Source organism: Sphingomonas sp. FARSPH (genome assembly GCF_003355005.1).
In the GTDB taxonomy this organism is placed as follows: Bacteria; Pseudomonadota; Alphaproteobacteria; order Sphingomonadales; family Sphingomonadaceae; genus Sphingomonas.
Genome location: NZ_CP029985.1, coordinates 1326963 through 1348429, shown reverse-complemented (window position 1 = coordinate 1348429; position 21467 = coordinate 1326963). Strand labels below are relative to the sequence as shown.

General features: G+C 68.4%; 24 protein-coding genes. 16 read left to right on the top strand and 8 right to left on the bottom strand.

Annotation, left to right across the window (positions count from 1 at the left end; all coding sequences use genetic code 11):
- Positions 1 to 32 precede the first annotated feature (32 nt).
- The 3 genes from DM480_RS06575 (at position 33) to DM480_RS06565 (ending at position 3507) form a co-directional block, all read left to right on the top strand.
- Positions 33 to 947: a sulfite exporter TauE/SafE family protein gene (locus DM480_RS06575; protein WP_115380940.1), complete on the top strand. Its 915-nt coding sequence runs from the start codon at positions 33 to 35 to the stop codon at positions 945 to 947.
- Positions 944 to 1714 carry a TIGR02186 family protein gene (locus tag DM480_RS06570; RefSeq protein WP_115378119.1) on the top strand — a complete coding sequence of 257 codons (771 nt, stop codon included), beginning with the start codon at positions 944 to 946 and terminating at the stop codon, positions 1712 to 1714. The genes DM480_RS06575 and DM480_RS06570 overlap by 4 nt, the downstream gene beginning before the upstream one ends.
- Before the next feature lie 104 nt (positions 1715 to 1818).
- The gene (locus DM480_RS06565) at positions 1819 to 3507 is read left to right on the top strand and encodes an ATP-binding protein (RefSeq protein WP_405053254.1); all 1689 of its coding nucleotides are present in this window, start codon (positions 1819 to 1821) and stop codon (positions 3505 to 3507) included.
- Between the two features lie 148 nt (positions 3508 to 3655).
- Here DM480_RS06565 and DM480_RS06560 read toward each other — a convergent pair whose 3' ends face one another.
- Positions 3656 to 5185 carry a M23 family metallopeptidase gene (locus DM480_RS06560; protein WP_115378117.1) on the bottom strand — a complete coding sequence of 510 codons (1530 nt, stop codon included), beginning with the start codon at positions 5183 to 5185 and terminating at the stop codon, positions 3656 to 3658.
- Between the two features lie 245 nt (positions 5186 to 5430).
- Between DM480_RS06560 and DM480_RS06555 the strand changes: the two genes are divergently transcribed.
- The 7 genes from DM480_RS06555 to DM480_RS06525 all read left to right on the top strand — a co-directional run bounded on the left by DM480_RS06555 (position 5431) and on the right by DM480_RS06525 (position 11894).
- Positions 5431 to 7926: a helicase-related protein gene (locus DM480_RS06555; RefSeq protein WP_115378116.1), complete on the top strand. Its 2496-nt coding sequence runs from the start codon at positions 5431 to 5433 to the stop codon at positions 7924 to 7926.
- A complete protein-coding gene (locus DM480_RS06550) occupies positions 7919 to 8239 on the top strand; it encodes an RNA-binding S4 domain-containing protein (protein ID WP_232834149.1) in 321 nt (106 codons plus the stop codon). Before DM480_RS06555 ends, DM480_RS06550 begins: the two co-directional genes overlap by 8 nt.
- A gap of 79 nt (positions 8240 to 8318) precedes the next feature.
- Positions 8319 to 8660: a ferredoxin FdxA gene (gene fdxA / locus DM480_RS06545; RefSeq protein WP_115378115.1), complete on the top strand. Its 342-nt coding sequence runs from the start codon at positions 8319 to 8321 to the stop codon at positions 8658 to 8660.
- A gap of 252 nt (positions 8661 to 8912) precedes the next feature.
- Positions 8913 to 9446 (top strand): CarD family transcriptional regulator, encoded by a 534-nt coding sequence (locus DM480_RS06540; RefSeq protein ID WP_115378114.1) that lies wholly within the window; start codon positions 8913 to 8915, stop codon positions 9444 to 9446.
- A gap of 118 nt (positions 9447 to 9564) precedes the next feature.
- Positions 9565 to 10299: a head GIN domain-containing protein gene (locus DM480_RS06535; protein ID WP_115380936.1), complete on the top strand. Its 735-nt coding sequence runs from the start codon at positions 9565 to 9567 to the stop codon at positions 10297 to 10299.
- Positions 10300 to 10395: 96 nt separating this feature from the next.
- The gene (locus DM480_RS06530) at positions 10396 to 11121 is read left to right on the top strand and encodes a head GIN domain-containing protein (protein WP_115378113.1); all 726 of its coding nucleotides are present in this window, start codon (positions 10396 to 10398) and stop codon (positions 11119 to 11121) included.
- A gap of 65 nt (positions 11122 to 11186) precedes the next feature.
- Complete coding sequence (locus DM480_RS06525; RefSeq protein WP_115378112.1) at positions 11187 to 11894, top strand: GIN domain-containing protein; 708 nt, start codon at positions 11187 to 11189, stop codon at positions 11892 to 11894.
- 9 nt (positions 11895 to 11903) lie between these two features.
- On the opposite strand, the gene nadB is transcribed toward DM480_RS06525, so the two are convergent.
- From nadB to DM480_RS06510, 3 genes are read right to left on the bottom strand one after another with little or no spacing between them, the layout of a single operon-like run.
- Positions 11904 to 13487 carry an L-aspartate oxidase gene (gene nadB / locus DM480_RS06520; RefSeq protein WP_115378111.1) on the bottom strand — a complete coding sequence of 528 codons (1584 nt, stop codon included), beginning with the start codon at positions 13485 to 13487 and terminating at the stop codon, positions 11904 to 11906.
- Entirely contained in the window at positions 13488 to 13955 is a 468-nt protein-coding gene (locus tag DM480_RS06515; protein ID WP_232834147.1) for an endonuclease domain-containing protein, read from the bottom strand. It lies immediately after the preceding gene.
- 43 nt (positions 13956 to 13998) lie between these two features.
- Entirely contained in the window at positions 13999 to 14943 is a 945-nt protein-coding gene (locus DM480_RS06510; RefSeq protein WP_115380933.1) for an ABC transporter ATP-binding protein, read from the bottom strand.
- A gap of 95 nt (positions 14944 to 15038) precedes the next feature.
- Between DM480_RS06510 and DM480_RS06505 the strand changes: the two genes are divergently transcribed.
- Together DM480_RS06505 and tldD are read left to right on the top strand one after the other, a co-directional pair.
- Complete coding sequence (locus tag DM480_RS06505; RefSeq protein WP_115378109.1) at positions 15039 to 15281, top strand: zinc-finger domain-containing protein; 243 nt, start codon at positions 15039 to 15041, stop codon at positions 15279 to 15281.
- A gap of 199 nt (positions 15282 to 15480) precedes the next feature.
- On the top strand, positions 15481 to 16908 hold the full coding sequence (gene tldD, locus DM480_RS06500; protein WP_115378108.1) for a metalloprotease TldD: 1428 nt from the start codon (positions 15481 to 15483) through the stop codon (positions 16906 to 16908).
- Here tldD and DM480_RS06495 read toward each other — a convergent pair.
- The gene (locus DM480_RS06495) at positions 16902 to 17198 is read right to left on the bottom strand and encodes a CcdB family protein (RefSeq protein WP_157968778.1); all 297 of its coding nucleotides are present in this window, start codon (positions 17196 to 17198) and stop codon (positions 16902 to 16904) included. The genes tldD and DM480_RS06495 overlap by 7 nt on opposite strands.
- Positions 17186 to 17443: a type II toxin-antitoxin system CcdA family antitoxin gene (locus DM480_RS06490; protein ID WP_115378107.1), complete on the bottom strand. Its 258-nt coding sequence runs from the start codon at positions 17441 to 17443 to the stop codon at positions 17186 to 17188. The genes DM480_RS06495 and DM480_RS06490 overlap by 13 nt, the downstream gene beginning before the upstream one ends.
- Positions 17444 to 17491: 48 nt before the next feature.
- Between DM480_RS06490 and DM480_RS06485 the strand changes: the two genes are divergently transcribed.
- From DM480_RS06485 to DM480_RS06475, 3 genes are all read left to right on the top strand, one after another.
- On the top strand, positions 17492 to 17692 hold the full coding sequence (locus DM480_RS06485) for a putative signal transducing protein (RefSeq protein ID WP_115380929.1): 201 nt from the start codon (positions 17492 to 17494) through the stop codon (positions 17690 to 17692).
- Positions 17693 to 17832: 140 nt separating this feature from the next.
- Positions 17833 to 18171, top strand: a complete 339-nt coding sequence (locus DM480_RS06480; protein WP_115378106.1) for a P-II family nitrogen regulator — start codon at positions 17833 to 17835, stop codon at positions 18169 to 18171.
- A gap of 10 nt (positions 18172 to 18181) precedes the next feature.
- On the top strand, positions 18182 to 19621 hold the full coding sequence (locus DM480_RS06475) for an ammonium transporter (protein WP_198665913.1): 1440 nt from the start codon (positions 18182 to 18184) through the stop codon (positions 19619 to 19621).
- A gap of 140 nt (positions 19622 to 19761) precedes the next feature.
- On the opposite strand, the gene DM480_RS06470 is transcribed toward DM480_RS06475, so the two are convergent.
- Both DM480_RS06470 and DM480_RS06465 read right to left on the bottom strand, forming a co-directional pair.
- Positions 19762 to 20172, bottom strand: coding sequence for a hypothetical protein (locus DM480_RS06470; protein WP_115378105.1), 411 nt, complete (start codon positions 20170 to 20172; stop codon positions 19762 to 19764).
- Positions 20169 to 20648 carry a TIGR01244 family sulfur transferase gene (locus tag DM480_RS06465; RefSeq protein ID WP_115378104.1) on the bottom strand — a complete coding sequence of 160 codons (480 nt, stop codon included), beginning with the start codon at positions 20646 to 20648 and terminating at the stop codon, positions 20169 to 20171. Before DM480_RS06465 ends, DM480_RS06470 begins: the two co-directional genes overlap by 4 nt.
- Positions 20649 to 20996: 348 nt before the next feature.
- On the opposite strand from DM480_RS06465, the gene DM480_RS06460 reads away from it, so the two are divergent.
- On the top strand, positions 20997 to 21428 hold the full coding sequence (locus DM480_RS06460; protein ID WP_115378103.1) for a hypothetical protein: 432 nt from the start codon (positions 20997 to 20999) through the stop codon (positions 21426 to 21428).
- Positions 21429 to 21467: the final 39 nt, after the last annotated feature.

The window sequence follows — 21467 nt, the reverse complement described above, 5'->3', positions numbered from 1 at the left end:
GGCGCCGCGCGCGTGCCAATACTGGACGCGTCGTGGACCTTTACCTTCCCATCGCCAACCTGTCGGTCAACGCGCTGGTCATCGTCTTGCTCGGTGGTGGCGTCGGCCTGCTGTCGGGGATGTTCGGGGTCGGTGGCGGCTTCCTGACGACGCCGTTGCTCATCATCTACGGCATCCCACCGACAGTCGCCGCCGCATCGTCCGCCAGCCAGGTGACGGGCGCGAGCGTGTCGGGTGTGTTCGCGCATTTCCACCGCGGCGGCGTCGACGTGAAGATGGGCGGCGTGCTGGTTGCGGGCGGTATCCTGGGCAGTTTTGCGGGGGCCTGGATCTTTCGCCTGCTCCAGCGCAGTGGCCAGATCGATACGGTGATCGGCGTCATCTACGTGCTGATGCTCGGCTTCATCGGCTTTACCATGGCGCGCGAATCGATCGTCGCGATCGGAGTCAGTCGCGGCGGCCTGCGCCCGCGACCGCGCAAGCGCCGCCACCACCCTCTGGTCGCCGCGCTGCCGCTGCGCACGCGATTCTATGCGTCGGGGCTCTATATCTCGCCGCTCGCGCCGCTGCTCCTTGGCTTCGGTACGGGCATCCTGACCATCCTGCTGGGAATCGGCGGCGGCTTCATCCTCGTGCCGGCGATGATCTACCTGCTCGGCATGGCGACCAATGTCGTCGTCGGCACCAGCCTGTTTCAGACATTGTTCGTCACGGCGATCGCGACGATGGTGCATGCGACGACGACCAAGGCGGTCGACATCGTGCTTGCCGCCTTGCTGCTCATCGGATCGGTGACCGGCGCGCAGCTCGGTGCGCGGTTCGCGACCAAGGTGAAGCCCGAATATCTGCGGCTCGCGCTCGCGATCATGGTGCTGCTCGTCGGCCTGCGCATCCTGCTCGGCCTCGTCTGGCGGCCGGAGGATATCTTTTCGGTCGAACTGACATGAGGGCCTGGGCCGCCATCCTGCTCGCGCCGCTGTTGATGGCACAGGCCGCACCCGATGCGAAACCCGAGCTCGTCCCCGACGTCTCGCAACGCAATATCGAGATCGCCTACAGTTTCACCGGGGCCGAACTGCTGCTGTTCGGCGCGATCCTCTACCCTGGCGGTCGCCGGCCGGCGGGGCAGTCGCCGACCGACATCGTCGTCGTCGTCAAGGGTCCGACGCAGTCGATCCTGGTGCGCGAGAAGGAGAAGGTCGCCGGCATCTGGGTCAATGCGAAGAGCCAGCGCTACAGTTCGGCGCCGTCCTTCTATGCGCTCGCCTCGTCGCGGCCGATCGAGCGGATCGTCGACGAGCGGACGCGCGCCATCTACGAACTGGGCCTCGGCAGTCTGCAGCTTTCGCCCGGCGCGGGGACGCTGAGCGACGTGCAGGCGCGCTTTCAGCAGGGGCTCGTCGACCTCAAGCGGCGCACCGGCCTGTACGTCGAGGCGCCGCGCGCGGTCGAGATCACCGATGGCGTGCTGTATCGCGCGCGGCTGACGATCCCGGCGCGGGTGCCGGTGGGGCGGTTCACCGCGGAGACGTTCCTGATCCGCGACGGTCGCGTGCTGGCGGCGGCGGTGCGCGAGATCGACATCCGCAAATCGGGGTTCGAGCGGTTCGTCGCGCGCGCCGCGGATCGTGCGTCCATCCTCTACGGCCTGACCGCGGTCGCACTGTCGGTCGCGCTCGGCTATGCCGCGGGGATGGTCGCCCGGCGGGTCTGAGCCTTGGTCCCGCGGGCGGGTGCTGCTGTCCGATCCTGACTTACTCTATCTTAACCGCTCGGCAGGCATAGCTCGCGGTCGTAATGCTTCAGAGGCACGACAGGATGAGTGACATGCCGGGCCCACGGGCATTCGATGGTGCGATGCCGCTGGGATCGTCGCCGGCCGTTGCCGGAACGGGCATTGCGGCGGGCCCGCTGACCCCCGTCGGCTGCGTGACCGCCGTTGGTGGCGGCGGCAGCCGCGTGCTGCTCGACCGTGCCAGCCTCGACCTCGTCGCGCAGGACGGCGACCCGGTGGTCGCGGCGGCGGGGCAGGTCGGCGGCCAGATCAAGATGCGCGTCGCCGGCGCCTGGCTGATCGCGAACGTGCGCAACCTGTCGCTTCAGCAGGGCGGGCAGGACTGGATCGTCGCGGACATCGACTTCCTGGGCGAGGGCGACGAAGAGCGGCTGACCGGCAAGCTCTACAATTTCCGCCGCGGCGTCACCCGCTATCCGGTGCCGGGGTGCGAGGTCTTTCCGATCAGCACCGCGGACCTGCGCCAGATATATTCCGCGACCGACCAGCCGCACGTCGAGATCGGCCACGTCCATCCCACCCGCGACGTGCGCGCCGCGCTGTACGTCGATGCGATGCTGGGCAAGCATTTCGCGCTGGTCGGATCGACGGGTACGGGCAAGTCGACCGCGGCGGCGCTGATCCTGCATCGCATCTGCGCGCTCGCGCCGCAGGGGCATATCGTGATGATCGATCCGCACGGCGAATATGCGGCGGCGTTCCGCAACACGGGCGCGATCTTCGACGTCGGCAACCTCGCGATGCCGTATTGGCTGATGAACTTCGAGGAGCATTGCGAGGTCTTCGTGACGAGCAGCGAGGCCGAACGGCAGATCGATGCCGACATCCTTGCCAAATGCCTGCTCGCCGCCCGCGCCAAGAACCGGTTGGGGCAGGAGATCGCCAAGCTGACGGTCGATGCGCCGATCCCCTATCTGTTGTCCGACCTGACCCAGATCATCCAGGCGGAAATGGGCAAGCTGGACCGCGCGGGCGACACCGCGCCCTATCTGCGGCTGAAAACCAAGATCGACGAGATCAAGGGCGATCCGCGGTATTCGTTCATGTTTTCGGGTATGCTGGTCGCCGACACGATGGCCGATTTCCTGGCGCGCATTTTCCGCATGCCGGGCGACGGGCGGCCGATCTCGATCGTCGACGTGTCCGGCGTGCCGTCGGAGATCACCGCGGTCGTCGTCGCGGTGCTGAGCCGGATGACGTTCGATTATGCGATCTGGTCGCGCAACGAGCCGCAGCGGCCGATCCTGCTCGTCTGCGAAGAAGCGCATCGCTACATCCCGACAGGGCGCAACGACCGCGGCACCGCGGTCGGCCGTATCCTGAGCCGTATCGCCAAGGAGGGGCGCAAGTACGGCGTCAGCCTGGGCCTGATCACGCAGCGACCGTCGGACCTTGAGGAAGGCGTGCTGTCGCAATGCGGCACGATCATCGCCATGCGCCTCAACAACGAACGCGACCAGGCTTTCGTCCGCGCCGCTATGCCCGAAGGCGCGCGCGGCTTCCTGGATGCGATCCCCGCGCTGCGCAACCGCGAGTGCATCATCTGCGGCGAGGGCGTGTCCGTGCCGATCCGTGTCGGTTTCGATCCGCTCGAGGAAAACAAGCGTCCCGCCTCGGGCGATCCTTTGTTCTCGCAACTGTGGCGCGACGTCGGCGACGAGGACGCGATCCTGCAGCGGACGATCCGCCGCTGGCGCGCGCAGGGACGCTGACCGGCGCGAGTCTTGACAAAATTGACACCAACTCATGCAATCTTCGCCAAGTCCGGCGATAGGTTTATTGCGTGATGAGAAAGAGCAAAGCCCCTGTAGCATAGCGCGTCGATGTAGGAAAATCGCGACGCCGCCGGCCGCCCGCGGTTCAGCCGGCGTGGTCGACCCGCACCGACAGCAGGCCCGCGACCCAGTTGCGGAAGCGACGACGCTCGGCGCCGGACAGCGTCTGTACCGTCGCGAAAGAGATCGAGCGCGGATTGATCGTCTGGCCGTTGCGCCACACTTCCCAATGGAGGTGCGGGCCTGTCGACAGGCCGGTCGACCCGACATAGCCGATCACCTGTCCCTGATGCACATGCTGGCCGCGCGCCACCGCGATGCGGCTCATATGGCCGTAGCCGCTGGCGAGGCCGGCAGGATGGGCGAGCCGGACGAAATTGCCGTAGCCGCCCGACCGTCCCGCGGACTGGACGACGCCGTCGAGCACCGCATAGATCGGCGCGCCATAGGGGGCGCCGATATCGAGCCCCTTGTGCATGCGCATGAAGCCGAGCAGCGGGTGCATGCGCAGCCCGAAGGAGGAGGTGATGCGCCCGGCGACGGGCATCCCCATCGTGCCGCGGCGCTCCGTCTGGCCGTTGGCGTCGAACCAGCCGGCGTGGTCGCCGTCCCCGCCGCCCGCACCATAGTCGCCACCCTGCCGCCAGCGAACGAGCCGCACCGCGCGGTGCGGCTGGTCGATGCCGGCGAACAGCAACTGGCCGAGCCGGACCTCGCCCGTCGCGGCGCGTTCGCGCTCGACGATCAGGTCGAACGTATCGACGGCGCGGATGTCGCGGCCGATCGACAGCCGCGTCGCCAGCGCCTTGACATAGCTTTCGACGACGCGCGCGGGCGCACCCGCGGCGCGCGCGGACCGATACAGGCTGGACCCGACGAGCCCCTGGATGCGCAGCGGCGTCGTATCGATCGCGATCGGCTGGCGCGTCATCGCGAGGCCGTCGCCGGCCCGGTTGAGCGTGACGTTGAGGTCGAAGCGCGCGCGCATCGCGAGTCTGTCCAGCGGGCGCGCCACCGTCTTCGACGCGCGGCGCCCGAGCGTCAGCGCGATGCGCGTGCCCGGCGCGATCTGGTTGAGGTCGGTGGTGCCGCCGATCAGGTCGGCGGCGGCGCGGGCGTCGGCGCGCCCGACGCCGGCCCGCATCAGGACGCGATCAAGCGTATCGCCTTCGCCCAGCGTCGCGCTGAGTTCGACCTGCGGCCGTTCCGGCGCCTCGGCGAGCGGAACGACGAGGTCGCTCGCCGCCATGCGCCGGCCGGTGTCCGCGCCCCAGGCGAGCGGGGCGATCCCCTGCGCACGCGTTTCCTCCCATGCGGTGCCGGCGAGCGGCGCGGGGACGGCGCCGACGAGCGGTCGGTCGAAGCCGGGCGACAGCATCCAGGCGGCGCCGACAAGGCCGGCGAGCGTCGCAAGCCCGCGCCACCAGGCGCGGCTGCCGATCTGCGAGCCGAGGTCGGGCACCCAGTCGATGTCGTGCGTCGCGTCGAGCGCGGCGGTGTGGAGGCGGGCGAGCAACGGGCGGTCGGCGGCCCTGCCGGACGCCGCAAGGTGCGGCAGCGCGCGCGACGCGCCGCCACCGGCGAGTTCCAGACCATGATCGTTGCGCAGGAACACGCGTGCGACGCCCCGAGAGCCTTAAGGTCGCCGCGTTTCCCCCCGGCGTGGGTCGAATCGTTGTGGCGCGCAGGTGCTAAAGTCAAATTAACCGCGCGAATCCGCGGGGTTCGCTGCGGTGGGGCGTGGCGGGGCTGCGGCGATACGAGCGCGCGTATCGGTCGGGCCGGTCGGGACGGGCGCGGAAGGCGGCTGAGTAGCTCTGCGTTATTGCGTTCGTCCGCGCGAATGCCGATGTTGCCGCCATGGCAGGTGGCGTCACCGCGGTCCTGGGACCGACCAATACCGGCAAGACCCACCTCGCGGTCGAGCGGATGTGCGGTCATTCGAGCGGTATCATGGGCTTTCCGTTGCGGCTGCTCGCCCGCGAAGTCTACGACCGCGTCGTCGCCCAGAAGGGGCCGGACCAGGTCGCGCTGGTGACCGGCGAGGAAAAGATCGTTCCCGCGAACGCGCGCTGGTTCCTGTGCACCGCGGAGAGCATGCCCGAACATGACGCCGCCTTCGTCGCGCTCGACGAGGCGCAGCTGGGCACCGATCCGGAACGCGGCCACGTCTTCACCGACCGCCTGCTGCGCCGGCGCGGGCGCGAGGAGACGATGATCCTGGGGTCGGAGGCGCTGCGCCCGATGGTGCGCGCGTTGGTGCCCGATGCGGAGATCATCGGCCGGCCGCGCTTTTCGAAACTGACCTATGCGGGCGCGAAGAAGATCAGCCGCCTGCCCAAGAGATCCGCGATTGTCGCGTTCAGCGCCGAGGAAGTCTATGCCGTCGCCGAGATGCTGCGCCGGCTGCGCGGCGGCGCCGCGGTGGTGATGGGTGCGCTCAGCCCCCGCACGCGCAACGCGCAGGTCGCGATGTTCCAGGCCGGTGAGGTCGATTATCTCGTCGCGACCGATGCGATCGGCATGGGCCTCAACATGGACGTCGCGCACGTCGCCTTCGCCGGGCTCACCAAGTTCGACGGGCGGCGGCAGCGGCGGCTGACAGTGGCGGAGATGGCGCAGATCGCCGGGCGCGCCGGGCGGCACCAGCGCGACGGCACGTTCGGCGCGATCACTGAAGACGGGCCGGGCGCGTTCCTGCCCGAAGAGGTGCTCGCCATCGAGGAGCATCGCTTCAAGCCGATCGAGCAGATGTACTGGCGCAGCGGCGAGCCGGATTTTTCGAGCGTCGATGCGCTGATCGCCAGCCTGGAGCGGCGGCCCGAGCCCGGCGTGCTGATCGCCGCGCCGCAGGCGATGGACCTGGCGGTGTTGAAGCGGCTGGCCGAGGAGGCGTGGGTGCGCGACCGCGCGCGGGGCGCCGCGATGGTCAAACGGCTGTGGGCGGCGTGCGGCCTGCCCGATTTCCGCAAACTGGGCCTCGATCCGCATGCGCGGTTCGTGTCGCGGCTGTTCGGCTATCTCAGCGAGGGGCGGATGGTCGCGCCGCACCAATGGTTCGCGGACGAGATCGCGCGGCTCGATACGATCGCGGGCGACGTCGAGACGATCGCGGGCCGGATCGCGGCGATCCGCACCTTCGCCTATATCGCGCACCGCCCCGACTGGCTGGCCGAGCCGCAGCTGTGGGCGGAGCGGACGCGCAGCATCGAGGAGCGTCTGTCCGACGGGCTGCACGCCAGCCTGACGCAACGGTTCGTCGACAAGCGCACGACCGCGCTGATCCGCCAGATCGGCGCGGACGCGGGCGCGTTGCCGGTGACGATCGGGCCGGAGGGGGAGGTGCTGGTCGAGGACCATGCGATCGGCCGACTCGACGGCTTTCGCTTCACCGTCGATCCCGCGGCGCGGGCGGGCGACCGGCGCCTGCTGCTCGCGGCGGCGGAGAAACGGCTGGTCGGCGAGCGCGGGCGGCGCGTGCAGGCCCTGTCGGAGGCGGAGGATGCGGCCTTCACGCTGGTCGACGATTCGGTGCTGTGGCGCGGGCATCCGGTCGCGCGGCTGGTCGCGGGGCCGTCGCCCGCGCGCCCGATGCTGAAGCTCGACCGCGATCTCGACTGTCTCGACAAGGCGCAGCGCGGCGGCGTGCAGACACGGCTGGACCAATGGCTGACGGCGATGCTGGCGCGGCATGTCCCCGCGCTCGTCGCGCTCGCGACGCTGGCGCGCGATCCGGCGGCGACGCCGGCGCTGCGCGTCGTCGCGGGCGAGCTGGAGGCGGCAGGCGGCCTCGCGCCGCGCGTCGCGCTGCACGAGCCGCTCGCCGCGTTGACGCCGGACGAGCGCAAAAGGTTGCGCAAGGCGGGGGTGACGATCGGGGCGCTCGACCTGTTCGATCCGCGGCTGCTCAAGCCTGCGGCGGCGGCGTGGCGGCGCACGCTGATCGGGCTGCGCGGACCGGTTCCGATGCTGCCCCCCGAGGGCGCGACGGTGCTGGTGCGCGGCGCGCCGGGGGCGATGCTGGCGACGGGATTCCGGCCGCTGGCGGCGCAGGCGGTGCGCGTCGACCTGGTCGAACGGATCGCGCGCGCCGCGCATGACGCGCGCGAGGGGCGCAAGCCCTTCGCGCCCGATCCGGCGCTGGCGACGTCGATGGGGCTGGAGCCGGCGACGCTGGCGCGGCTGATGGCGGAACTGGGCTTCCAGCCGGCGCGGGGCGAGGGGGCGACCTGGGTGTGGCGCGGGCGGCGTGCGCCGCGCCGCGACCTGCGCCCGCCGCCGCCCGCGACGGGCGCCTTCGCGGCGCTCGCCGGATGGGGGCAGACGGGGGAGCAGGCGGGAGGACGGCATGGCTGAACGGGGCGACGCCAGCGTGGCGATGCGGCTCGACCGGTTCCTGTGGTTCGTCCGCCTGGCGAAGACGCGCGAGCGCGCGCAGGACATGGCGTGCGACGGCCATCTGCGGATCGACGGGCGCGCAATCGACCGGGCGCATGCGCCGGTGCGCGTCGGCAACATCCTGACCTTCGCGCTCAACGGCGAGGTGCGCGTGCTGCGCGTGGAGGCGCTGCCCGCGCGGCGTGGGCCAGCCCCCGAAGCGCGCGCGTGCTACCAGGATCTGGTGACGGGCGATGCTGCTAACGTCTCGCAAGCGAGCGCGATCGATTGACGGATCGCGGAACGCGGCATAGCAGCCGGCCGTTCGTGAACAAGGCGCCCATCGGGTTCGGGCGCATGAGGGAGTCCCCATGACCTACGTCGTCACCGATGCCTGCATCCGCTGCAAGTATATGGATTGCGTCGAGGTCTGTCCGGTCGACTGTTTCTACGAGGGCGAGAACATGCTCGTCATCAACCCGTCCGAATGCATCGACTGCGGTGTGTGCGAGCCGGAATGCCCGGCCGAAGCGATCCTGCCCGACACCGAAAGCGGGCTGGAACAATGGCTAGAGCTCAACACCACCTTCTCCGCGCAATGGCCGAACGTCACGCGCAAGCTCGACCAGACGCCGCCCGACGCGGATGCGATGAAGGGCGTCGAGGGCAAGTACGACAAATTCTTCTCGCCCGAGCCCGGCAAGGGCGACTGACCGCCGCGTTTTTTCGGCGCCAAGCCATCGGATTATGGAGCAAAACCGGCGGTGAGACAGGCGATCTGTCTCATCGACGCTGGTAATTTTGTTGCGGGCGTGTTAAATGGTCCGCGACGGGCGCGAGTTTACGCGCCGCCCGCCGGAGACGTTCGTACCAACCATCCTCGCGCCGTTTGGCTCCACGGATTTTCCCACGGGGCCGGGCGGCTTTCCTTTGCGGGCGATGGGACTTTGTAGAAAGGCCCGTTCATGGCTGCCAAGGCATTGTCCTTCGATGTCGGTGATTACGTTGTTTACCCGAAGCATGGCGTCGGCCGTGTGATCGAACTGCAGAAGCAGGAGATCGCCGGGACCAGTCTGGAGCTCTACGTGCTCCGCTTCGAAAAGGAGCGCATGACGCTGCGCGTTCCGACCAACAAGGCCGAATCGGTCGGCATGCGCAAACTGTCGTCGGACAAGACGATGCGCGAGGCGATGGAAACGCTGAAGGGCAAGCCCAAGGTCAAGCGCACCATGTGGTCGCGCCGCGCGCAGGAATATGAAGCGAAGATCAACTCGGGCGACCTCGCGTCGATCGCCGAGGTGGTGCGCGACCTGTTCCGCGCGGACGACCAGCCCGAGCAGAGCTATTCCGAGCGCCAGATTTTCGAGGCGGCGTGCAGCCGCCTGGCGCGCGAACTGGCCGCGATGGAGCAGATCGACGAGCCCAAGGCACAGGAGAAGATCCTGGAAATCCTGCGCGCCGCCGCCGCGATCTACAACAAGGAGAAGGTGCCGGCCTGAGCTGCGCGCCGTTCCCCGAACGATGAAAAGGGCGGTCCCGCGAGGGGCCGCCTTTTTCGTTTACACGCGTAAATCCGAGCTGTACTATCTGTCTATAACAGCTGGAGTGCCCATGATGATGCGTGCCGTGACCCTGCTTCTTGCCGTCGCCCTGCCGCTTGCCGGCGCTGCCGCCGCGGAGCGCGATCGCGGGCCCGGCCTGGCCGGGCAGCGCCAGGGGGCCGGGCTGGTCTATCCCGAGGCGCGCGGCTTCGACGGCGTCACGCTGGGCGGCGCGTCGCGCGTCGAGGTGCGCAGCGGCCCGGCCTGGTCGGTGACGGTGGAAGGCCCGGCCGCGGCGCTCGCCAATTTCCGCGTCGCGGTGCGCGACCACAATCTGGAACTCGGCCGCCGCTACGAAGGGCGCGACGATAGCGCGCTGCAGAAGCAGATCGTCGTGCGCGTGACGACGCCGCGCCTTGCCAGCGTCGCGCTGGGCGGATCGGGCAGCATGCGCGTCGACCGCGTCGGCGGCGACAAGGCGTCGGTGAGCGTTGGCGGATCGGGCAGCGTCGCGATCGGCCGGGTCGAGGCGAAGACGGCGGAGTTCAACGTCGGCGGATCGGGATCGCTCACCGCGGCGGGCGAGGTCGGCACGCTGGAGGCCAATCTGGGCGGTTCCGGCAGCATCGATGCGGCAGGGCTGCGCGCGACACGCGCCGAGGTCAGCGTCGGCGGATCGGGCAGCGTACGCGCACACGTCGCCGGTCCGGCCAACGTGTCGATGGCCGGCAGCGGCAACGTCGATCTGGGCCCGCAGGCGCGGTGCCAGGTCAGCAAGATCGGCAGCGGCACGGTGCGCTGCGCGCGCTAGCGCTCGATCCGCATCGGCTTTGCCGAAACGGCCTGAGTACGCTTGCGTACGCTCCTAGCGTGTATTATAAGTACAATACACGCTAGGAGATACACGATGCGGACGGTTGCGATGCTGATGGCGGCAGGCCTGGTGGTGGCCTGTTCGGCGCACGACAAGGGTGACGAGATCGCCGCATCGGGCAGCGGGCCGTCGCGCAGCTATGCGGCGCAGGATTTCACCAAGCTGCTGGTGACGGGTGGCGACGATATCGACGTGCGCGTCGGCACCGGCTTCTCGGTGCGTGCCGAGGGGCCGGGCAAGGCGCTCGACCAGGTGCGCATCGCGCGCGACGGCGACACGCTGGTGATCGGGCGACGCCAGCGGCTGGGCATCGGATGGCAGAGCGGCGCGCGGGACGTGAAGGTCTATGTCACGATGCCGCGTCTTGCCGAGGCGACGCTGGCCGGATCGGCGACGATGGCGGTCGATCGGATCGAGGGTGGCAGCTTCGACGGCAACGTGGCCGGGTCGGGCGACCTCAACATCGCCGCACTGACCAGTGACGCGGTCGACCTGTCCGTCGCGGGATCGGGCAACGTCCACGCCGCGGGCGCGGTGAAGCGGCTGAAGGTAGCGGTCGCGGGATCGGGCAGCCTCGATGCGGCGGGTCTGCGCGCCGAGGAGGCGACCGTCAGCGTCGCGGGATCGGGCGACGTACGCGCTGCGGTGACCGGATCGGCGAAGGTCGACCTGGTCGGGTCCGGCGATGTCGACCTGGGCGCGGCGGCGAAGTGCCAGGTGTCGAAGATGGGATCGGGCTCGGTGCGCTGCGGCCGCTGACGCCGACCCGGAACCGACGCCGCAAAGGCTTGCCGGGGGGCAGGGGTGGTGCGAGGCTGGCGGCCATGACGATCCGCCAGCCTTTCACGCTCGCCCTGCTGCTGTTGCTGCCCGTATCTGCCGACGCGGAGGAGCGCCGCGTCGGGCTGGGCAGTTTCGACCGCGTGCGGATCGAAGGGCCGTATCGCGTGACGATCGCGACGGGCGGATCGCCGGGCGCGGTGCTGCGGAGCGACGGCAGCCTCGACGGCGTCGAACTGCATAACGAGAGCGGGACGCTGATGCTGCGCCGTGCGGCCAGTGCGGGCTGGGGCGAGCGGCGCACGGCGGCGGGCGGCCCGGTGACCGTCGCGCTGACCACGCCCGCGCTCGCCGGCCTGTCCGCAGCCGGAGGCGCCGAGGTGAGCGTCACCCGCATGGCGGCGCCGCGGATCGACGTGACGCTGGGCGGTTCGGGCCGGATCGCGATTGACACGGTAGCGGGCGACCAGCTCAACGCGCAGCTGATCGGCGACGGGCAGATCCGTTTCGGCGCGGGCAAGGTCGGAACACTGCGTCTCACCGCGAGCGGAACGGGCGGGATCGACGCGGGGAGCATCGATGCGGGCGACGCCGTCGTGCATCTTGCCGGATCGGGCGCGATCGCCGCGCGGGCGCGCTATACCGCGACGGTGTCCAACGCAGGGCTGGGCATGGTGAGCGTCGCGGGCCAGCCGAAATGCCGTCTGGTCGGACAGCCGACGGGCACCGTCACCTGTGGAACGGAGCGGTAGCGACGGCGGTCAGGGCACGAGCACGGTGTCGACCGCCTCGGGCAACGTTTCCGGCCAGTCGCGCGTGTAATGCAGGCCGCGGCTTTCGTGGCGGTGGAGCGCGGATCGGACGATCAGCTCGGCGGTCTGGAGCAGGTTGCGAAGCTCGATCAGATCGGGCGTGACGCGGAAATGGCCGTAATAATCGGCGACCTCTTCGGTCAGCATCTTGATGCGATGCTGCGCGCGCTCCAGCCGTTTGGTGGTGCGCACGATGCCGACGTAATTCCACATGAAGCGACGGATCTCGGTCCAGTTCTGCTTGATCACCACCTCTTCGTCCGAATCGGTGACGCGGCTTTCGTCCCAGCCGCGGATCTTCGGCACCGGCGGCAATGCGTCCCAGTGCGCGGCGATATGGTTCGCCGCCGCCTCGCCGAAGACGAAACATTCGAGCAGCGAGTTGGACGCCAGCCGGTTCGCGCCGTGCAGCCCGCTTTCGGTGCATTCGCCGGCGGCATAGAGGCCGGGCAGATCGGTGCGCCCGTCGCGGTCGATGACGATGCCGCCGCAGGTGTAATGCTGCGCGGGCACGACGGGAATCGGCTGCGTCGTCATGTCGATGCCCAGGCCGATCAACTTGTCGTAGATGTTGGGGAAATGGCCACGGATGAAATCGGCGGGCATGTGGCTGATGTCGAGATGGACGTAGTCGAGGCCGTAGCGCTTGATCTCGGCATCGATCGCGCGGGCGACGACGTCGCGCGGCGCCAGCTCCATCCGCGCCGCGTCGTAATAGGTCATGAAGCGCTTGCCGGTGGTCGGGTTGATCAGCCGACCGCCCTCGCCGCGCACCGCCTCGGTGATGAGGAAGTTCTTGACCTCGAGATTGTAGAGGCAGGTCGGGTGGAACTGCATCATCTCCATGTTGGAGACGCGGGCGCCCGCGCGCCACGCCATCGCGATGCCGTCCCCCGTCGCGCCGCGCGGCGCGGTGGAGAAGAGATAGGTGCGGCCCGCGCCGCCGGTGGCGAGGATCGTCGCCTTCGCGGTGTAGAGGTTGACGCGGCCCGTGCCGCGATCGACCGCATAGACGCCCCAGACGTTGCCCGCGCCCGAATAGCGTTCCTCGTGCCGGCTGGTGGCGAGGTCGATCGCGATCTGGTCGGGGACGAGCGTGATATTGGGATGCGCCTCCGCCGCGCGCTGCAGCGCCTCCTGCACCGCCCAGCCGGTGGCGTCGGCGACATGGACGATGCGGCGGTGCGAATGGCCGCCCTCACGCGTCAGGTGGAGCGCATTGCCTTCGGTGGCGAAGGGAACGCCCAGCTGGATCAGCCGCTCGATCGCGGCGGGCGCGTTCTCGACCACGAATTCGACGATGTCGCGGTCGTTGAGCCCTGCGCCCGCGACCATCGTATCCTCGACATGATGGTCGAACGTGTCGCCGGGTTCGAGCACCGCGGCGATTCCCCCTTGCGCCCAGGCGGTCGATCCTTCGTTGAGCGCGCCCTTGGCGAGCACGGTGACGCGGAAGCGATCGGCGAGCGTCAGCGCCGCGGTAAGCCCGGCGGCGCCGGAGCCGACGATGAGGATGTCGGATTGGTTAGCCACTTAAAGCCCCTCCCCTTCAGGGGAGGGGTTGGGGTGGGGCAGTCGCCATCGAGCGCGCGGTGGCAATGTCTGCGCGAAGATCAGCAGCGAAGTCAGCACGCCCTCCATGTTCTGCAAGACATCCGTATTGGTAAAACGGATGACGTGAAATCCCCGTTGCCGAGCGATCGCGTCCTTGCGTGCGTCGGTTTCCGAATCATGTGTATGGCCGTCTACCTCGACGATCAGCCCGAGCGAGGGGCAGAAGAAGTCGGCGATGCGCCAGCCGAGCTTTGCCTGTCGCCGGAACTTGAAGCCGCCAAGTTGGCTGTTCGATAGTTGCCGCCACAGCCGCATTTCCGGTTCAGTCGGCTGACGGCGCATCGTCTTTGCCCGCGCATCTAAGTCCGCGGGCGTTCCCCACCCCAACCCCTCCCCTGAAGGGGAGGGGCTTCTGGCTTCGTGCTCACCCGCCGGATCGTCGTTCACGCCGACCTGGGGCCCTGAACAGGAGGAGCTTTTGGGTTCGCCCTTACCCATGCGACCGGGTGAGGCTGAGGAACACGTCCTCCAGGTCCGCCTCGCGCGTCGTCACGTCGACGATGCCGAGGCCCTCGCGCGTCACCGCGGCGAGCACTTCGCCCGCGTTGACCTTGTCCTTGCTGTAGGTGATCTCGAGCGTGCGCGCGCCTTTCAGCACGATCTTCTCGAAACAGGGCGCGGCGGGCGCTTCGGCGAGGTCGCGGTCGACCGTCACCGCGACCAGCTTTTCCTGCGCCTTGCCGACGAGGTCGCGGGTCGGTTCGTTGGCGACGAGGCGGCCCTGGTTGATGATCGCGATGCGATCACACAATTGCTCCGCCTCCTCGAGATAGTGCGTGGTCAGGACCACGGTGACGCCGGCGTCGTTGAGCTGGCGCACGTAAGCCCACAATTGCTGGCGCAATTCGATGTCGACGCCCGCGGTCGGCTCGTCGAGGACGAGGACGGGGGGCGAATGGACCATTGCCTTGGCGACCATCAGCCGCCGCTTCATGCCGCCCGACAAGGTGCGGGCATAAGCGTTCGCCTTGTCCTCCAGATGCACCGCGCGCAGCAGGTCGAGGCTTTTGCGTTCGGCCTTGGGCACGCCGTAGAGGCCGGCCTGGATCTCCAGCGTCTCGACCGGCGTGAAGAAGGGGTCGAACAGGATTTCCTGATTGACGATGCCGATCGACGCCTTGGCGTTGCGCGGGTGCGCATCGATGTCGAAGCCCCAGATGCTCGCCGACCCGCTCGTCTTGTTGACGAGGCCGGCGAGGATGTTGATCAGCGTCGACTTGCCCGCGCCATTGGGGCCGAGCAGGCCGAAGATCTGGCCGCGCGGCACGTCGAAGGTGACGCCGTCGAGCGCCTGCTTGGGCGGGCCGCCCTTCACCCCGGCGTAGGTCTTGCAAAGGCCGCGGATCGAGATGGCGGCTTCGGTTGGCTCGGTCATGGCGCTTCGCATAGGCGCAAGCGCGGCGCGGTGGAAGCGCTCGGGCATCCGCGGGGACTTGCGAGGGCGGGGGCGAACGCGCTATCGCGCGCGCCATGCTGCCGCCGCCCGAAGTCGTCCGTGTCTCCCACCGCCGCGTCGCCTGCGACGGCGCCACCGACATTCCCGGCGGGGCGGCGCTCGGCCACCCGCGTGTCTTTCTGCAGATCGACGAGCATGGCTATATCGACTGCGGCTATTGCGACCGGCGCTTCGTGCTGATCGGCGGCCCGGCGGACGGCGTCGATCCGGCGCGCCTGCCCGACATTTCCGAAGGCGCGAGCCCCGAATTGCGCTGAGCGCGACTGGCGCGCCGATCGTCACGATAGCCCTCCGCCGTGCTCCTGCGGACGCAGGAGCCCAGGGCCGGATGCGCTGCGTTGCTTGGCTCTGGGTTCCTGCTTTCGCAGGAACACGAGGTGAGCGACCGGCGTCCCCAAAGTCCGCTCCGCTTCATGAACGCTAGCCGCGCGCGAACGTCACCCTATATTGGCGGGCATGACCGTCACCGCCGACCCGCGCTCGTTCCTCTATCGTGACCAATTGACCCCGGAGGCGGCGTTGCGGCTGACCGCCGAGACGCTGGGCCGCGCCGACGATGGCGAACTCTATCTGCAATATCGCCGGTCGGAGGCGTTCGGCTTCGACGACGGGCGCCTGAAGACGGCGAGCTACGACACGGGTGCGGGCTTCGGCCTGCGCGCGGTGTCGGGTGAGATGACCGCCTTCGCGCATGCCAACGAATTGTCCGAGGCGGCGATCCGCCGCGCAGGCGAGACGATGGCGCTGATCGATCCCTCGACCGCCGCGCGCGCACCCGCGCCGCAGGGGACCAACCACCGGCTCTACACTGATGCCGATCCGCTTGACCTCGTGCCCTTCGTCGACAAGGTGAACCTGTGCCAGACGATCGACGCGGCGGCGCGCGCGCGCGACCCGCGCGTCGCGCAGGTTTCGGTCGGCCTGTCGGGCAGCTGGAGCGTCGTCGAGATCGTCCGCCCCGACGGCTTTGTCGCCACCGACGTGCGGCCGTTGGTGCGGCTCAACGTGACGATCGTCGCGGAGTCCAACGGCCGGCGCGAGACGGGCAGCTTCGGGATCGGCGGGCGGTATCTCTACGACCGGCTGGTCGACCCGGCGACGTGGAACCGCGCGATCGACGAGGCGCTGGCGCAGGCGCTGGTCAACCTCGAATCGGTCGCGGCGCCGGCGGGCGATATGACGGTGCTGCTCGGGCCGGGCTGGCCGGGCGTGCTGCTGCACGAGGCGATCGGCCACGGGCTGGAGGGCGATTTCAACCGCAAGGGCACCAGCGCCTTTTCGGGCCGGATCGGTGAGCGCGTAGCCGCGGCGGGGATCACCATCGTCGACGATGGATCGATTCCCGACCGGCGCGGCTCGCTGTCGATCGACGACGAGGGCACGCCGACGCGCGAGACGGTGCTGATCGAGGACGGCATCCTCAAGGGTTACATGCAGGACCGGCTCAATGCGCGGCTGATGGGCGTCGCGGCGACGGGCAACGGCCGCCGCGAGAGCTTCGCGCACGCGCCGATGCCGCGGATGACCAACACGTTCATGAAGGGGGGCCGCGACGATCCCGCCGAGCTGCTGTCGCGCGTCAAGACGGGCATCTTCGCCAAGAGCTTCGGCGGCGGGCAGGTCGATATCGTGTCGGGCAAGTTCGTCTTTTCCTGCACCGAGGCGTATCGGATCGAGGACGGCAAACTGGGCGCGCCGATCAAGGGTGCGACGCTGATCGGCGACGGCCCGACGGTGCTGACCAAGGTGACCGGGATCGGCAACGATTTCGCGCTCGACGAGGGCATCGGCGTATGCGGCAAGGGCGGGCAGAGCGTCCCGGCGGGCGTCGGCCAGCCGACGTTGCTGGTCGAGGGGCTGACGGTGGGCGGGACGGCTCAGTAACTGCCGGTCAGCATGTCCAGTGCGCGTTGCACGGCATATTCTTCACCACGTAGCGAAGCGATCGTCGCTTCTACCGCGCGCGCCGGTATCGCACCGGCGAGATGCGAGGCCATGATCCACTGACGTCCCGCGACGTCGAAGCTTGGATGCAGCCCGACGATCCGGTCGGGAAGTTGCTCTGGCGGGAGCAGAGGGACGGTGAAACGCGTCGACAGGTGGCTCAGGATATCCGCCTGACAGTCGATTGCGATCGACCCTCCCTTCAGCCGGACGACGTCTAGTCGCGCCACGGCCACACCCTCAACTCCTCGAAGGGCATGCCGTGCGCCTCGAACCAGGCGTTCCAGCCTTCCATCTTCGTCCGGTTTTCTTCGATCCAGCGCTTGTCGCGCGCCTGCTTGGCCGCCTCGCGCAACGCCGCTTCGCTCACTTGCGACAGGTTGATGCCCTGTTCGCGTGCGAAGTCGACGATGCCCGTGTCGAGGGACAAATTCACGGCCTTTCGCTTGCCGGTGCGGATCGGATCGTGCTTCATGCGGCAGAACTATGCGCATGATTGATGCGCGTCAACGAAAGCGCATCCATGGCCCTCGTGGAACTCGGTCGCTACGACCGCAACCTTGCCAACATCCTGGTCGGGCGGCTGGCGGCGGAGGGGATTGCGGCGATCGCTTTCGACGGCGGGGCAAGCATCGCCGACGGCAGTTATCTGCTGATCCCGGTACGCGTGATGGTCGACGCGGACGAGCTGGACGCGGCGCAGGCGATCGTCGGTACTGCCTGATTTTCGGGCAGTCGACGCGATCTGCACAATAATCTGACGGGATTGCGCGACCGCGCGCACGAAAACCGCGCAATTCCTGCCAAATCGTAAATGGCACGATCGTTGCGACGCAGCACGACGTGCAACGCGAGGGGGCGTGGATGAAGCTGGTCATTGCGATCATCAAGCCGTTCAAGCTCGACGAGGTGAGGGAAGCGCTCACCACGTTGGGGGTGGCGGGGATGACGGTCACCGAGGTCAAGGGGTTCGGCCGACAGAAGGGCCAGACCGAAATCTACCGCGGTGCGGAATATAGCACCAACATGGTGCCCAAGATCAAGATCGAGGTGGTCTGCGCCGCCAGCCTCGCCGACCGTGCGGTCGAGGCGATCCAGGCGGCAGCGAACACCGGCGCGATCGGCGACGGCAAGATCTTCGTGCTCGACGTGGGTCAGGCGGTGCGCATCCGCACCGGCGAAACCGACGATTCGGCGCTCTGAGGGGGGTAAGATGACGTTGATGCACAGAATCGCAGCGGCCGGCGCGACGCTCGCCGGGTTGCTGGCCACCGCGCCCGCCTGGGCGCAGGCCGCCGCCGCGGCCGCGCCGATCAAGGCGCCTACCGCCACGCAGATGGCCACGATGGTCAACAAGGGCGACACCACCTGGATGCTGATCTCGTCGGCATTGGTGCTGATGATGTCGGTTCCCGCGCTGGCGCTGTTCTACGGCGGCCTGGTGCGGACCAAGAACATGCTCAGCGTGCTGATGCAGGTGTTCATGATCGTCAGCGTCGCCAGCCTGGTCTGGGTGTGCTGGGGCTACAGCATCGCCTTCACCTCTGGCGGGGACAACCACTTCTTCGGCGGCCTGTCCAAGGCGTTTCTGATGGGTGTCAGCGGCACGACCTATGCCGCGACCTTCTCGAACAACGTCTACATCCCCGAATTCGCCTATGTCTGCTTCCAGATGACCTTTGCCTGCATCACGCCGGCGCTGATCGTCGGCGCGTTTGCGGAACGGGTGAAGTTCACGCCGCTGATCCTGTTCGTGGTCGCATGGCTGACGATCGTCTATTTCCCGATCGCGCACATGGTCTGGTACTGGGCGGGCCCGGACTTCCTGCCCGATGCGAAGACGGATGGCGGCTTCCTGTTCAACCTGGGCGCGCTCGACTTCGCGGGCGGCACGGTGGTGCACATCAACGCCGGGATCGCGGGCATGGTCGGCTGCCTCATCATGGGGCCGCGGCTGGGCTACAAGAAGGATCCGATGCCTCCGCACTCGCTGACCATGACGATGATCGGCGCCTCGCTGCTGTGGGTGGGCTGGTTCGGGTTCAACGCGGGCTCCAACCTGGAAGCGAACGGCGTCACCGCGGTCGCCTTCATCAATACCTTCGTCGCCACGGCGGCGGCGGCAGTCGCCTGGGCGGTGATCGAGCAGGTCGTGCATAAGAAGCCCTCGCTGCTGGGCGCGGCGACGGGTGCGGTCGCCGGCCTCGTCGCGATCACCCCGGCCTCGGGCTTCGGCGGACCGATGACCTCGATCGTCCTCGGCTTCGTCGTCTCGGCGGTCTGCTTCTTCTTCGTCACCACGGTGAAGAACAAGTTCGGCTATGACGACACGCTCGACGTGTTCGGCGTCCACTGCGTCGGCGGCATCGTCGGCGCGCTCGGCACCGCGGTCGTCGCCTCGCCGGCGCTCGGCGGCCAGGGCGTGTTCGACTACACCGTCTTCCCGGCGGCGTTCGACGCGGCGAGCTACAGCATCTCGGCGCAGTTCGTGAAGCAGCTCGAGGCGGTGGTCATCACGCTCGTCTGGTCGGGCGGCGTCTCGGCGGTGCTGTTCTACGCGCTCAAGCTGACGACGGGCCTGCGCCCGACGGCGGAAGTCGAAGCCGAAGGGCTCGACATCAACGAGCATGGCGAGCGCGCCTACAATTACTGACGGATCGGGCGCGGGGCCGAAAGAGCCCCGCCCCCACGACGTTCCTCCTGCGGACGACCTTGGCCCGGTACGGCGACGTACCGGGTCTTTTTTTGTCGTGCGTGAAAAGCGGTCGTTGCGGGCGGCCGGCGCGCCGGCGCTCAGCCCGTCTTGCGCAGATCGGCGGGCGCGAGGCGGCGGATGTCGAGTGCGTCGACGCCCGCGATCGTCACGGTGCCGAGCATGCGGTCGCCGGTTTCGACGACGATCCCCGCCGGCGTCGATCGCAACCTGTCCCACGGCGTCTCGCGCACGATAATCCGCTTGCCTAGCCGGCGCATCGCGGCGACGCGGCCATGCGCATCGACCGCGAGCGCGGCGCCGCCGTCCGCGCCGATCACCGCCCCCTGCGTCGCAAAGCCGGGGAGCGCGGCGTCGGCGGCGGCCGCCGCCTCTTCGGGGGTCGACAGCCGCCCCGGCCGGTTGCGACGCCACAGCCAGACGGCGAGCACGAGGATCGGCACCGCCGCGCCCGCACCGGCGGCGGCAATCGGCAAGGCAGGGTCGGTCATGCCGGGCGCGGCGTCGCGTCAGTCGCGGACACGGGGGTCGCGGGCGCGGCGGCGGCGAGCGCGTCGAGCGTCGGGCGGATACCGCCAAGGTCGTAGCCCGCGGCGCGTGCCTGCATCACCAGCAATTCCGGATTGCGCCCCGCTTTGGCCGCAGCCAGAGCCCACAGGTTGCAGCTGCGCGTGCCCGACCGGCAATAGGCGAGGACGGGGCCGTCGGCAGCGACCAAAGCCTGTGCCATCGCGTCGAGCTGCGGATGCGAGAAGCCCGCATGCGTCACGGGGATCGCGGTGTAGCCGAGGCCGGCGACCTCGGCCGCGACGCGGATCGCCTCGCCCGACGGCTGGCCGGGCTCCTCGTCGTCGGGACGGTTGTTGACGATCGCGACGAACCCCGCCGCCTTCAGCCCGGCGATGTCGTCTGGAGTGATCTGCGGAGCGACGCTGATGCTGTCGTTGATCGTGCGGATGTCGGCCATGCGAGCCCTTTACGCGATCGGTCGAAGGGCGTCAGCCGAAATTGGGGGGCAGCGGGGTGAGCGATAAGGATGGTCGAAACCATATGCGAAGCCCCGCGACCGTCCCCGTTGGCATGGGGAATTGGTATCGGCTTGAGCGCGGCATCGAGCGATGTTACGCGGTTCTCATGATCCGCGTCACCGCAAACGCTCAACAACACGGCCGCAATAATACGGCGGTGTTTGCGCGCGCGTTCGGCTCATGGGATAGCTGAAGACCTTATCCCTTAGCACGAAACGCTGACCACCCCGCCCGATCGGCGGGGTTTTTTTATGCCGGTTGGGCCTACTTACAAAGACGACAGGGCAATGCATATTCTGGACGAAGCCGCGATTGAACGTGTCGCGTCGGGCGTGATCGATCGCACCCTGCCGAAGAGCGAATGGACACATGCGGGTCAATTCGCTGCGGCACTTTGGCTCTGTCGCTATCGACGCGCGCTTACCGAAGCAGACGAAATACGAACGCTCATTTCCCGGTACAACGAGGCGACCAACACCGCGAACACCGATATGGGCGGTTATCACCATACGATCACTTTGGCGTCGATGCGCGGCGCGGCCGACTATTTGGCCAGCCACCCGGATAACACGCCCCTTCATGTCGTGCATGCAGGCTTGATGGCGTCTCGCTTTGGTCATCCAGACTGGCTTTTCGCGTATTGGAGCCGCGAGAGGCTGTTCAGCGTGCCGGCGCGACGGGGTTGGATCGAACCCGATCTCGCGACGCTGCCCTTCTAGGATCAGGACCTATTAAATCGCTTGCGTGTGGGGTTGCGG